13 protein-coding genes are annotated in these 12,981 nt (G+C 74.0%); 10 read left to right on the forward strand and 3 right to left on the reverse strand.

Annotated features, from left to right (window positions below; genetic code table 11):
* A complete protein-coding gene (gene bioD, locus FHS37_RS19590) occupies positions 1-717 on the forward strand; it encodes a dethiobiotin synthase (RefSeq protein ID WP_184822976.1) in 717 nt (238 codons plus the stop codon).
* A 207-nt stretch (positions 718-924) separates the two neighbouring features.
* Positions 925-1,617: a class I SAM-dependent methyltransferase gene (locus tag FHS37_RS19595; RefSeq protein ID WP_184822978.1), complete on the forward strand. Its 693-nt coding sequence runs from the start codon at positions 925-927 to the stop codon at positions 1,615-1,617.
* Here the strand turns inward: FHS37_RS19595 and FHS37_RS19600 are convergent, their stop codons facing one another.
* Both FHS37_RS19600 and FHS37_RS19605 read right to left on the reverse strand, forming a co-directional pair.
* Complete coding sequence (locus tag FHS37_RS19600) at positions 1,618-1,992, reverse strand: fic family toxin-antitoxin system, toxin component (RefSeq protein ID WP_184822980.1); 375 nt, start codon at positions 1,990-1,992, stop codon at positions 1,618-1,620. It lies immediately after the preceding gene.
* A 4-nt stretch (positions 1,993-1,996) separates the two neighbouring features.
* Positions 1,997-2,272 carry a toxin-antitoxin system HicB family antitoxin gene (locus FHS37_RS19605; RefSeq protein ID WP_184822982.1) on the reverse strand — a complete coding sequence of 92 codons (276 nt, stop codon included), beginning with the start codon at positions 2,270-2,272 and terminating at the stop codon, positions 1,997-1,999.
* A 200-nt stretch (positions 2,273-2,472) separates the two neighbouring features.
* Here FHS37_RS19605 and FHS37_RS19610 point away from each other — a divergent pair, with 200 nt between their 5' ends.
* The 8 genes from FHS37_RS19610 (at position 2,473) to mug (ending at position 12,233) form a co-directional block, all read left to right on the forward strand.
* Positions 2,473-3,303 (forward strand): ABC transporter ATP-binding protein, encoded by an 831-nt coding sequence (locus FHS37_RS19610; RefSeq protein WP_184822984.1) that lies wholly within the window; start codon positions 2,473-2,475, stop codon positions 3,301-3,303.
* Positions 3,304-3,307: 4 nt separating this feature from the next.
* Complete coding sequence (locus tag FHS37_RS19615; RefSeq protein ID WP_184822987.1) at positions 3,308-5,875, forward strand: ABC transporter permease; 2,568 nt, start codon at positions 3,308-3,310, stop codon at positions 5,873-5,875.
* Between the two features lie 385 nt (positions 5,876-6,260).
* A complete protein-coding gene (locus FHS37_RS19620; RefSeq protein WP_184822988.1) occupies positions 6,261-6,719 on the forward strand; it encodes a GNAT family N-acetyltransferase in 459 nt (152 codons plus the stop codon).
* A 159-nt stretch (positions 6,720-6,878) separates the two neighbouring features.
* Positions 6,879-8,291 carry a hemolysin family protein gene (locus tag FHS37_RS19625; RefSeq protein WP_184822990.1) on the forward strand — a complete coding sequence of 471 codons (1,413 nt, stop codon included), beginning with the start codon at positions 6,879-6,881 and terminating at the stop codon, positions 8,289-8,291.
* Complete coding sequence (locus FHS37_RS19630) at positions 8,288-9,301, forward strand: hemolysin family protein (RefSeq protein WP_184822992.1); 1,014 nt, start codon at positions 8,288-8,290, stop codon at positions 9,299-9,301. The genes FHS37_RS19625 and FHS37_RS19630 overlap by 4 nt, the downstream gene beginning before the upstream one ends.
* A 90-nt stretch (positions 9,302-9,391) precedes the next feature.
* Complete coding sequence (locus FHS37_RS19635) at positions 9,392-10,168, forward strand: SGNH/GDSL hydrolase family protein (protein WP_184822994.1); 777 nt, start codon at positions 9,392-9,394, stop codon at positions 10,166-10,168.
* An 80-nt stretch (positions 10,169-10,248) separates the two neighbouring features.
* Positions 10,249-11,691 (forward strand): adenylosuccinate lyase, encoded by a 1,443-nt coding sequence (gene purB, locus FHS37_RS19640; RefSeq protein ID WP_184822996.1) that lies wholly within the window; start codon positions 10,249-10,251, stop codon positions 11,689-11,691.
* Between the two features lie 44 nt (positions 11,692-11,735).
* Positions 11,736-12,233: a G/U mismatch-specific DNA glycosylase gene (gene mug, locus FHS37_RS19645; RefSeq protein WP_184823259.1), complete on the forward strand. Its 498-nt coding sequence runs from the start codon at positions 11,736-11,738 to the stop codon at positions 12,231-12,233.
* Positions 12,234-12,255: 22 nt separating this feature from the next.
* Here mug and FHS37_RS19650 read toward each other — a convergent pair whose 3' ends face one another.
* Complete coding sequence (locus FHS37_RS19650) at positions 12,256-12,981, reverse strand: ABC transporter permease (RefSeq protein WP_184822998.1); 726 nt, start codon at positions 12,979-12,981, stop codon at positions 12,256-12,258.

A 12,981-nucleotide genomic window follows, 5' to 3' on the forward strand; every position in this document is an offset into this window, starting at 1 on the left:
ATGCCGGTACTGGTGATCACGGGGACGGGCACGGAGGTCGGCAAGACGGTCGTGACCGCCGCCGTCGCGGCGACGGCGCTGTCGGCCGGCCGGTCGGTGGCCGTGCTGAAGGCGGCGCAGACCGGCGTGGGCCCGGAGGAGCCCGGGGACGCCGAGGAGGTCGCGCGGCTCGCCGGTGCCGTGACGACGGCCGAGATCGCCCGCTACCCGGACCCGCTGGCGCCGGCCACGGCCGCCCGTCGGGCCGGCCGGGCGCCGGTGCACCCGCACGACGTCGCCGAGCGGGCCGCCAAGCTGGCCACCGAGCACGATCTGGTGCTGGTGGAGGGCGCGGGCGGGCTGCTCGTCCGGTTCGACGCGGCCGGCGGGACGCTGGCGGACGCGGCGACGCTGCTGGCGGCCCCGGTGCTGGTGGTGGCGTCGGCGGGTCTCGGCACCCTCAACGTCACCGAGCTGACGGCCCGTGAGCTGCGCGGACGCGGGCTCGACCTGGCGGGTGTCGTGATCGGCAGCTGGCCCGCACGGCCCGATCTGGCCTCGCGCTGCAACCTGCTGGACCTGCCGGACGTGACCGGGGCCCCGCTGCTGGGCGCGGTGCCGGCCGGGTCGGCGGCCCTGGACCCGGCCGGCTTCCGGGCGTCGGCACCGCACTGGCTGGCGCCCCGGCTGGACGGGACGTGGGACGCGGAGGCGTTCCGGGTGCGGGAGGCACCCTGACGGTGACGGGGTGCGCGGGAAGCGCCCTCGCGGCGGGGACGCGGAAGTGCCCTTGCCCCGGCAGGGATGCGGGCGGCCCCTGCGGGGGAGAATCGCGGTGAGGCCCGTTCCGGGGGAGGCCTCGTGTCCCCCCGGGCTCCCCGGCTTCTCCCCCGCTCACGGCTCGGCCCGGGCGGGGGCATCCCCGCGAGCAGGGAGGTACCCGCCATGTCCGCCGGCTCCGCGAGGGTGGCGCGGGATCCCGTGCACCACCCGCTGTTCGCCCGTTGCTACGCCCGGATCAGCGTCACCGCCGAGACCCGGACGGGAATGGCCGAGGTGCGCCGGCGGCTGCTCGGCGGGCTGTCCGGGCGGGTGATCGAGGTGGGCGCGGGCAACGGCCTGAACTTCGCGCACTATCCGGGCACCGTCTCGGAGGTCGTCGCCATCGAACCGGAGCGCTCGCTGCGCAAGCTCGCCGTCGAGGCCGCCCTGCGCGCCCAGGTGCCGGTGGACGTGGCGCCGGGTGCGGCGGAGGCGCTGCCGGTCAAGAGCGAGGCGTTCGACGCGGCGGTGGTCTCCCTGGTGCTGTGCAGCGTGCGGGACGTGCCGCGGGCGCTCGCGGAGCTCAGGCGGGTGCTGCGGCCGGGCGGCGAGCTGCGGTTCTTCGAGCACGGCCGGGGCGGCGGCCGGGTCATGACCTTCACCCAGCGCGCGCTGGACCGCACGGTGTGGCCGCCGCTGGCCGGTGGCTGCCACCTGTCGCGGGACCCGGTCGGCGCGCTGCGGGAGGCGGGGTTCGAGCTCGGCCCCTACCGGCGGACGCTGATGCCGGAGAGCGGGCCGAGGCTGCCCAGCTCCTACTGCGTCACCGGCGTCGCGTGGCGTCCGCCGGCCGACGCGGCGGACGCCGGGCGCTGATCACTCGCTCCAGCGGCGCAGCTCGGCCGCGATGTCGTCGACGGTCGCCTCGCCGTCCTTGACCAGCCGGGCCAGATCACGGACCTGCTCCGGCGAGGTGACGACCTTCAGGCCGCTGGCGACGAGATAGGCGTACGCGACGGCGGAGGCGAACAGGGCGTTGGAGCGTTCCAGCGCCGGGACGTGGACCAGCAGCTGGAGGAGGGCGGCGGCGCGGGCGTGCGGGCCGTCGTAGACGGGGACGTCGAATATCTCGGCCCGGTGGCGTGCGACGGCGGCGACGAGGGCTCCCCAGTCGGTGACCTGGGGGTCTCCCGGGGTGTGCCGCTCGGCGAGCATCAGCAGCCAGGCGAGGTCGATGCGCAGGTCGTCCAACGGCTCAGTGGCGACCTTCGCTCGTGCCCTCGCGGTCCTCCCGCGTCCCCGACGCCGCCCGGGCGGCGGAGCCCCCGTCGAACTCCTCGGCGAAGACGGCCTGGTACTGCTTCATGAAGTCGGCGGCGGCCTCGACGAACGCGCGGCCGGCCTCGCCGGTGTCCTGCCGGACCAGTTCCTCGATGTAGCGGTTCACGCTCATCCCGCGGGCCAGGGCACGTTCCCGCGCGGCTCGGGCGGTCCCCTCGTCCACGCGCACGTTCAGCTGGGTCTTCGCCATGCCTCGAAGCTAGCGCCGGAGCGCTAGCACCGGCAAGGCACCCGCCCCCTCCCGGGAGGTGTGTGCCCCTTACATCGGCACCGGGGACCAGACCTGAGGCGGAGAGGGACCTGCACCCACGGGGGATACCGGGTGTGGGTCGGGTCACACTACCCTCGGGCGCGACGAGCGGACCTGACGTCCACCCGGAGGAGGCGGCCTTGTCCACACCCGCTGCGGAGCACGCCCCCGGCCTCGCGCCGACCGACGGGACCGCGGCCCGCGCCCGTGGTCTGACCAAGGCGTACGGTTCGGGCGAGACGGCCGTGATCGCCCTGGACTCGGTGGACGTGGACATCGCGCGCGGACGGTTCACCGCGGTGATGGGGCCGTCGGGCTCGGGGAAGTCGACGCTGATGCACTGCCTGGCGGGACTCGACACCGTTTCGGCCGGACAGGTGTGGCTCGGGAGCACCGAGATCACGGGGCTGAAGGACCGTGAGCTGACCCGGCTGCGCCGGGACCGGATCGGGTTCATGTTCCAGTCGTTCAACCTCCTCCCGACCCTGAACGCGCTGGAGAACATCACCCTGCCGATGGACATCGCGGGGCAGAAGCCCGACCGGCAGTGGCTGGACCAGGTCATCGACACGCTCGGGCTCAGGGACCGGCTGCGGCACCGGCCCGCGCAGCTCTCCGGCGGACAGCAGCAGCGCGTCGCCTGCGCACGGGCGCTGGCCTCCCGGCCCGAGCTGATCTTCGCGGACGAGCCGACCGGCAACCTCGACTCGCGTGCCGGGCTGGAGGTGCTCGGCTTCCTGCGGGAGGCAGTGGACCGGCTGGGCCAGACCGTGGTGATGGTCACCCACGACCCGGGCGCCGCCGCCCACTCCGACCTGGTGCTCTTCCTGGCGGACGGCCGGATCGTCGACGAGATGCGGCGGCCCACGGCGGAGACGGTGCTGGAGCGGATGAAACGCTTCGACGTGATCCGCGCCCCCGCCGACGGCGGCGCCCGCCGATCGGACGGTCCGGCCCCGGACGAGGACTGAGGCCGTGCTGAAGGCGGCGCTGCGGAGCTTTCTCGCGCACAAGGGACGGCTGCTGCTGTCCGCGCTGGCCGTCGTCCTGTCCGTGGCGTTCGTCGCGGGCAGCCTGATCTTCTCCGACACGGTCTCGCGCACCTTCGACCGGCTCTTCGCCTCCAGTTCCGCCGATGTGACCGTCTCCCCCCGGGACGACCTGGAGTCGTCGGTGCCCACGGGCGCGGTGCAGACGGTGCCGGCCTCGCTCGCCGGGCGGCTGGCCCGCGTCGCCGGGGTCGAGTCGGCCCACCCGGACGTCGAGGTGGAGAACATCACGGTCGTCGACGGCGACAACGAGTCGGTGGGGCCGACCACGGGCGCGCCCACCATCGCCGTGGACTGGTACGTCAGCGAGCGCAGCGTCGTGGAGCTGACCTCCGGCCGCACCCCGCGCGGAGACGGCGAGGCCGTGCTGGACGCGGACACGGCCGACGCCAGGGGCGTGGAGATCGGGGACACGCTGTCCGTGCACGCCCGGCCCGGCACGTTCCGGGTCGAGGTCGTCGGCGTCGCCACGTTCACCACCACGAACCCCGGTGCGGCGCTCGTCTTCCTCGATCCCGAGGTCGCCGCGGCCCGGCTGCTGGGCTCCGCGGACCGGGCCACGAGCGTCTCGGTCGACGCGGCGCCGGGAGTGACCGACGCGGAGCTGAAGCGCCGCGTCACCGCGGAGCTCGGCACCGGGACCTACGACGTCGAGACCGCCGACGAGCAGGCCCGGACGGCCGCCGACGAGCTCGGCGGGTTCCTCGACGTGATCAAGTACGTGATGCTCGGCTTCGCCGGGATCGCGGTCCTGGTCGGCGTCTTCCTGATCGTCAACACCTTCTCCATGCTGATCGCCCAGCGCACCCGTGAACTCGGCCTGCTGCGGGCGCTCGGCGCCGATCGGCGGCAGGTCCGCCGGTCGGTGCTCACCGAGGCGGTGCTGCTCGGCCTGATCGGCTCGACGCTGGGGCTGGCGGCCGGCATCGGGCTCGCCTTCGGGCTGATCCGGCTCATGGGCGTGTTCGGCATGAACCTGAAGACCACGGAGATGGTCATCGGGTGGGCCACGCCCGTCACCGCGTACGTCGTCGGTGTCGGCGTCACCTTCGTGGCCGCGTACCTCCCGGCCCGCCGCGCGGCGGGCGTGTCGCCGATGGCCGCGCTCGCCGACGCCGAGGTCGCCGGGGTCGGCCGGCCGCTGCGCGTGCGCGCGGTGGTGGGTTCCGTGGTGGGTGCGCTCGGCGCCGCCGCGCTGATCGGATGCGTGACCTCCGGCGAGACGTCGGCGGCGGCCTCCCTGCTGGGGCTCGGGGTGGTCCTCACCCTGATCGCGACCGTCATCGCGGGGCCGCTGCTGGTGCGGCCGGTGATCCGGGTGCTGGGCGCGGCCTTCCCCGCGCTGTTCGGCCCGGTCGGCCGGATGAGCCAGCGCAACGCCCTGCGCAATCCCCGCCGTACCGGTGCCACCGCGGCCGCGCTGATGGTGGGGCTCGCCCTGGTCGGCGGCATGTCGGTGGCCAGCGCCTCGATGTCCCGCTCCTTCGACGAGCAGATCGACAAGACGCTGGGCGCCGACTTCGTGGTCCAGAGCGCCACCTTCATGCCGTTCGCCCAGGAGGTCACCGACCGGGTGCGGGACACGGAGGGCGTGGGCCTCGTCGTGCGGCAGCGGTTCGCGCCGGTGGCGGTACGGCTGCCGGACGGGGAGCGGATCGAGACCACCGCCGCGGGGTACGACGACGGGGTCGACGACGTCGCGCGCGTGACGTACGCGAGCGGCGACACGGCGGCGGCCCTGGCGGACGGCGCCCTCGCCATGGACGCCGGCTTCGCCGGGGAGCACGACGTCCGCGTCGGCAGCACGGTCCCGGTCGAGTTCCCCGGTGGGAAGCGCACCGAACTGACGGTGACCGCCCTCACCGACATGGAGGGCGGCGAGGGCTTCGGGATGCGGGGCGGGCTGTTCCTCGGCATCGCGACGGTCGAGGAGTACGTGCCGGGCGGGCAGGACTCCGCGCTGTACGTCAACGCGGCCGCCGGGACGGGCGCGGACGGGCTGCGCGACCGCCTGGAGACGGCGCTCGACCCGTATCCCCAGGTCCAGGTCCGCGACCAGGCCGACTACAAGGAGCTGGTGCACGACCAGATCGCGGTCCTGCTGTACCTCGTCTACGCCCTGCTGGGCCTGGCGATCGTCATCGCGGTGCTCGGTGTGGTCAACACCCTCGCGCTGTCGGTGGTGGAGCGGACCCGGGAGATCGGTCTGCTGCGGGCGATCGGCCTGGCCCGGCGGCAGCTGCGGCGGATGATCCGGCTGGAGTCGGTGGTGATCGCGGTCTTCGGCGCGGTCCTGGGGCTCGCGCTGGGGCTGGTGTGGGGCCTGTGCGTCCAACAGGTGCTGGCGTTGCAGGGCATGACCGCGCTCGCCGTCCCCTGGGGCACCGTCGTCGCGGTCGTCATCGGCTCGGCGGTGGTCGGCATCGCGGCGGCCCTGCTGCCGGCGCTGCGGGCGTCGCGGATGAACGTGCTGGAGGCGATCGCGCACGAGTGAGACGCGGCGCGCCTGCGGCCGCGTTCCGCGCGTGGCGCCTGCGGAAGGGGTGACGCACGCGGAGGGGTCCGCGGACACGCACGCACGGGGAACGGCAGGGCTCCGCACGCGCGGGAGCCGCGGGACGACCGCGCGAGGGCCGCACGGCGCGACCGCGCGCGTGGGGCCGTGCACGACACGGACGCGCAGGGGGGCAGCGCGAGATCCGCACGCGCGCGGGAACGGCACGGAACCCGTGCGCACGCGGAAGCGGCACGGAACGCGCCTCGCGTGCGGGAGCCGCGCGCGGCTTGCACACGCGCGGAGCGGCCGTGGCCGTGCGTGCCCGTGGGTCCGCATCGTGGAATGACGTGTCGCCGGCGGTTCCGCGTGCTGTGATCACCACATGATCGAACTGCGCATACGGGCCGCCGTGCCCGAAGACGTCGACACCGTGCTGGCCTTCTGGAAGGAGGCCGCCGAGGGCGCGAGCATCAGCGACGACCGGGCCGGCGTCGAGCGACTGGTCGCCCGCGACCCCGAGGCCCTGCTCCTCGCCACGGGGGTCCCCCGCTCGAGCGGAGCCGAGCGGGGGACCCATGGGGACCTGGTCGGCACCGTGATCGCCGGCTTCGACGGCTGGCGCTGCCACCTGTACCGGCTGGCGGTGCACCCGGACCACCGGCGTCAGGGGATCGCCTCCGCTCTGCTGGCCGCCGCGGAGGAGCGGTTCGTACGACTCGGCGGGCGCCGCGCGGACGCGATGGTGCTCCAGCGCAACGAGGGCGCGCACCGTGCCTGGGGTGCGGCGGGGTACGTGCCGGAGGAACAGTGGCGCCGCTGGGTGAAGCCGCTCACCGGGTGATCCGCACCCCGACGACATCTCTTTACCCATCCTTTACTCTCGGTGGGCCACTCGGTCATCCATGAAAGGTTGTGTGCGTCCGCCCATGGACGAGCCTCCCGGTCCGCGACACCGCGCGTCCGTCCCCCTCCTGCCCGACCATGGGAAGGAGGTGACCCGATGACCGAAGTGCTCCTCCTTCTGGCGGCGATCCTGCTCTCGCTGGCCTGCGGCGCCTTCGTCGCGGCCGAGTTCTCCCTCACCACGGTCGAGCGCCGCGAGCTGGAGCGCGCCGTCGAGCGCGGCGAGCGGGGAGCTCCGGGTGCGCTCAAGGCCGCACGGAACCTGACCTTCCAGCTCTCCGGGGCGCAGCTCGGCATCACGGTCACCAACCTGGTGGTCGGCATGCTCGCCGAGCCGTCGATCGCGGCACTGCTCGCGGGCCCGCTGGAGGACGTCGGCGTGTCCGGCCCGGCGGCGCACTCCCTCGCGCTGGTGATCGGCACGGCCCTGTCGACCGTGTTCCTGATGGTGGTCGGCGAGCTGGTGCCCAAGAACTGGGCGATCTCGTCGCCGCTGGCCGTCGCCAAGCGGGTCGGCAACGCGCAGCGCTGGTTCAGTGCCGCCTTCCGGCCCTTCATCACCCACCTGAACAACACGGCCAACCGCATAGTGCGCCGCATCGGCGTCGAACCCGCCGAGGAACTGGCGTCCGCCCGCGGGCCCCAGGAACTCGCGGCGCTCGCCCGGCACTCCGCGAAGGAGGGCGCGCTGGAGCCGGACACCGCCGAACTGTTCGTCCGCACGCTGAACCTCGCCGACCTCACCGCGGAGAACGTGATGACCCCGCGCGTCCAGGTCGTCGCCCTGGAGGCCCAGGCGACCTGCGAGGACGTGGCGAACGCGACCCGGGCGACCGGTCTGTCCCGGTTCCCCGTCTACCGCGGCACCCTCGACTCGGTGGTCGGGACCGCGCACGTCAAGGACGTGCTGGCGGTGCCCGCGGAGCGCCGGGCGCGGATCCCCGTGTCCGAGATGATGCGCGAGCCCCTCCTGGTGCCCGAGTCGCTCACCGTCGACCGGTTGCTGGACCGGCTCTCCGGCAGGCGCACCATGGCCGTGGTGATCGACGAGTACGGCGGCACGGCGGGCGTGGCCACCCTGGAGGACATCGTCGAGGAGGTCGTCGGCGAGGTCCGCGACGAGCACGACCCGCACGAGACCCCCGACCTCGCCCGGACGGGCACCGACGAGGACGGCCGCACACTGTTCTCCGCCGACGGCTCCGCCCGTGTGGACCAGCTCGCCCGGGTCGGCCTGCGCGCGCCGGAGGGGCCGTACGAGACCCTCGCCGGGCTCGTGGCGACCGAACTCGGCCGCATCCCGGCCGTCGGCGACACCGTCGAGGTCGCCGACTGGCGGCTGGAGGTGCTGGACGCCACCGGCCGCCGCGCGGCCCGCGTCCTCATGCACGCCCCCCTCGACGACCGGCCGCTCGTCGATCCGGCCGATCTGGGGACGGAGGGGACGGCGCTCTCGAGGACGCACACGCGGGCGGACGGGACGACGGACGGGAAGGGGGCGCGGCGATGACCGCCGTACAGCTGCTGATCGGTCTGGCGACGCTCGTCGTCAACGCCTTCTTCGTGGGTGCCGAGTTCGCGCTGATCTCGGTCCGCCGCAGTCAGATCGAGCCGTACGCCGACCAGGGCGACCGGCGCGCCAGGAGCGTGCTGTGGGGCCTGGAGCACGTGTCCGCGCTGATGGCGGCCGCGCAGCTCGGCATCACCCTGTGCACCCTGGTCCTCGGCGTCGTCGCCGAGCCGGCCATCGAGCACCTGCTGGAGCCGGTGTTCCACGCGGTGGGTGTCCCGGAGGGCGCGGGACACGCGGTGTCCTTCGTGATCGCGCTGACGCTCGCGACGTATCTGCACATGCTGCTCGGCGAGATGGTGCCGAAGAACATCGCACTCGCCGAGCCGGTGCGCAGCGCGCTGATGCTGGGCCCGCCCCTGGTGGCGCTGTCCCGGACGCTGCGTCCGGTGATCTTCACGGTCAACGCCTTCGCCAACGCCCTGCTGAAGCTGCTGCGGGTCGAGGCACGGGAGGAGGTCGTCGCCTCCTTCTCGGACGCCGAGCTGGCCCAGATCGTGAAGGACTCCGGCGAGGCCGGCCTGATCGACGAACGTGCCCGGGAACGCCTGCACGACGCGCTGGAGCTGGGCCGCCGGCCGGTGCGGGACGTGGTGCTGCCGCTGGAACGCGTGGTCTACGCGCGCATGGGGGTCACTCCCGAGGGGCTGGAGGAGCTGTCGGCCCGGTCCGGGTTCTCCCGTTTCCCCGTGGTGGACGAAGGACGGCGGATCGTCGGCTACCTCCACGTGAAGGACGCCCTCGACGCCTCACCGCGGGACCTGCCGTTCCGGCTGCGGGACATGCGGTCCATCGCGCGGGTGCGCGAGAGCACGCCGCTGGACGACGTCCTGACGGCGATGCGGGGCGGTCGCACGCACCTGGCGGCCGTGCTCGGGACCGACGGGCGGCTCGCGGGACTGGTCACGATGGAGGACGTCCTGCGGGAGCTGTTCGGGCAGCGGACCTGAGCGGAACGGGGAGGCGGCGGGGCGGGGAGACCACGGGCGGGGAGGTCGACCGACCGGCGGGTATGTGCACGGGATACCATCTCTGTCGCCATGCAGACGAACCCCACCCACACCAGCCTCGTCGCCCTCGGCGACTCCTTCACCGAGGGCATGTCGGACCTGCTGCCCGACGGCACGTACCGGGGCTGGGCCGATCTCCTCGCCGCGCGGATGGCGGCCGTCCAGCCCGGTTTCCGGTACGCCAACCTCGCGGTGCGCGGCAAGCTGATCCGGCAGATCGTCGACGAGCAGGTGGAGACCGCGGCGGCCATGCGGGCCGACGTGGTCACCCTGGTCGGCGGGCTCAACGACACCCTGCGGCCCAAGTGCGACATGGGACTGGTCCGGGACCTGCTGACCGAGGCCGTGGAGCGGCTGTCCCCGCACTGCAAGCAGCTGGTGCTGATGCGCAGCCCGGGCCGTCAGGGGCCGGTCCTGGAACGCTTCCGGCCGCGCATGGAGGCGCTGTTCGCCTGCGTCGACGAGCTCGCCGAGCGGCACGGCGCGCTGGTCGTCGACCTGTACGGGGCGCCCTCGCTCGGCGATCCCCGGCTGTGGGACGTGGACCGGCTGCACCTGACCGCGGAGGGCCACCGCAGGGTCGCGGAGGCGGTGTGGCAGACGCTCGGCTACCCGGCCGAGGACCCCGCGTGGCACCTGCCGCCGGAGGCGACGCTGCCGCCGCACTGGGTGGCCCGGCGGGTCGCGGACGTCCGGTTCGCCCGGCAGCACCTGCTGCCGTGGATCGGCCGCCGGCTCACCGGCCGCTCCTCGGGCGACGGCCTGCCGCCCAAGCGCCCCGAACTGCTGCCGTACGAGGCGCTGTAGCGCCGGAGCCGGCCTTTGTAGCTTCCGCCGAACCACCCCGCGGCGCTGGCCTGCACGAATCGCCAGTAGAATCCGTACACGTGACTGCTGCGCCCGCCAAGCCCCGAATCCCGAACGTCCTCGCCGGACGCTACGCCTCCGCCGAGCTCGCCACGCTCTGGTCCCCCGAGCAGAAGGTGAAGCTGGAGCGGCAGCTCTGGCTCGCCGTGCTGCGGGCCCAGAAGGACCTCGGGATCGAGGTGCCGGACGCGGCGATCGCCGACTACGAGCGCGTCCTCGACCAGGTCGACCTGGCCTCGATCGCCGAGCGCGAGAAGGTCACCCGGCACGACGTGAAGGCGCGGATCGAGGAGTTCAACGACCTCGCCGGGCACGAGCACGTGCACAAGGGGATGACGTCCCGCGACCTCACCGAGAACGTCGAGCAGCTGCAGATCCGGCTCTCGCTGGAGCTGGTGCGTGACCGCGCGGTGGCCGTGCTGGCGCGACTGGGCAGGCTGGCCGGTGAGTACGGCGAGCTGGTGATGGCCGGCCGTTCGCACAACGTGGCCGCGCAGGCCACCACCCTCGGCAAGCGGTTCGCCACCGCCGCCGACGAGCTGCTCGTCGCGTACGGCCGGGTGGAGGAGCTGCTGGGCCGCTACCCGCTGCGCGGCATCAAGGGCCCGGTGGGGACGGCGCAGGACATGCTGGACCTGCTCGGCGGGGACGCCGCCAAGCTGGCGGAGCTGGAGCGGCGGATCGCCGGGCACCTGGGCTTCTCCGAGGCGTTCACCTCGGTCGGCCAGGTCTACCCGCGCTCGCTGGACTACGAGGTCGTCACCGCGCTGGTGCAGCTGGCGGCGGCGCCGTCGTCGCTGGCGAAGACCATCCGGCTGATGGCCGGGCACGAGCTGGTCACCGAGGGCTTCAAGCCCGGCCAGGTCGGCTCCTCCGCGATGCCGCACAAGATGAACACCCGCTCCTGCGAGCGCGTCAACGGCCTGATGGTGATCCTGCGCGGCTACGCGTCGATGACCGGCGAGCTGGCGGGCGACCAGTGGAACGAGGGCGACGTGTCCTGCTCGGTGGTGCGCCGGGTCGCGCTGCCGGACGCGTTCTTCGCGCTCGACGGCCTGCTGGAGACGTTCCTGACGGTGCTCGACGAGTTCGGCGCCTTCCCGGCGGTCGTGGCCCGGGAGCTGGACCGCTACCTGCCGTTCCTGGCCACCACCAAGGTGCTGATGGGGGCGGTGCGCGCGGGTGTCGGGCGTGAGGTCGCGCACGAGGCGATCAAGGAGAACGCCGTCGCCACCGCCCTCGCGATGCGTGAGCGGGGTGCCGAGCGCAACGACCTCCTCGACAAGCTCGCCGCCGACGAGCGGCTGCCGCTCGGCCGGGCCGAGCTGGAGGCGCTGATGGCGGACAAGCTGTCCTTCACGGGCGCCGCGGGCGACCAGGTCGCCACCGTCGTCGGCCGCATCGACGAGATCGTGAAGCGGCACCCGGAGGCCGCCGGTTACACCCCCGGGGCGATCCTCTGACGCGCTTCACCCCCGAGGAGTTGCAGGCCGCCCGCGACCGGCTGGTGCCGGACGTGGCCGCGGACGGCCTGCGCGTGCTGTTCTGCGGCATCAACCCGGGCCTGATGACGGCCGCGACGGGCCACCACTTCGCCCGCCCCGGCAACCGGTTCTGGCCGGCCCTGCACCGCTCCGGCTTCACACCCAGGCTGCTGAAGCCGTCCGAGCAGGAGGAGTTGCTGTCGTACGGGCTCGGCATCACCAACGTCGTGGCGCGGGCGACCGCGCGGGCCGACAAGCTGAGCGCCGAGGAGTACCGGGAGGGCGGTCGGCTGCTCGCCCTGAAGGTGGCCCGGCTCCGTCCGCGGTGGCTGGCCGTGCTGGGGGTCACCGCGTACCGGGTCGCGTTCGACGACCGGAAGGCCCGGGTGGGTCCGCAGGAGCGGACGATCGGTGACACGCGCGTGTGGGTGCTGCCCAATCCGAGCGGGCTGAACGCGCACTGGACGCCGGCGACCCTGGCCGAGGAGTTCGCGCGGCTGCGGGAGGCGGCCCAGCGGTAGGCGCCGGGCCGCGCCGCGCCGGTCAGGCGTCCCTGCGGCGCAGGCTCCACGCCCCCGCCAGCAGCGCCGCGGCCGTCCACAGCGCGGTCACCGCGAGCCCCGACCAGGGGCCCAGCGTGCCCTCGTGGTTCTGGTGGATGACGAGCAGCCCGGCCCGGTCGGGCAGGAAATCGACGACCGGGCCGGCCGCGTCGCCGATCACGAAGGACACCACGATGATGAAGGGGATCAGCAGGGAGAGGGTGGCCACGCCGCTGCGCAGCAGGGTCGCGAGGCCCGCGGCGAGCAGGGCCACCAGCGCGAGGTAGACGCCGCAGCCCACGACCGCGCGCACCTGCTCGCCCCCGGTGAGCCCGTCCGCCGCGGACCCCAGCCCCGCGCGTCCCGCGAGGAGCGCGGCGAGGGAGGTCGGCAGTCCGACGGCGAGCGCCGGCACGGCGATCGCCGTCGCCTTGGCCGCGAACCAGCGGCCGCGCTGCGGTACCGCCGCCAGGGACACGCGCAGGGCGCCGCCCTGGAACTCCGACGACACGGCCATGGCGCCGAAGGAGATCGCGGCGATCTGGCCCGGCATGACGCCGGACAGGGCGGTGGACAGCGGGTCGAAGCCGGGGTCCGAGGTGTCCGACGCACCGGCGATCGCGGAGAACGCCGTGGTCGCCGCGAACAGCGCCAGGAGGGTCCCGAGGAGCGAGCGGAGCGTGGCGATCTTCAGCCACTCGGACCGGAGTACGGGTGCGAACTGCAT

Source organism: Streptomyces griseomycini (genome assembly GCF_014203535.1).
GTDB lineage: Bacteria > Actinomycetota > Actinomycetes > Streptomycetales > Streptomycetaceae > Streptomyces > Streptomyces griseomycini.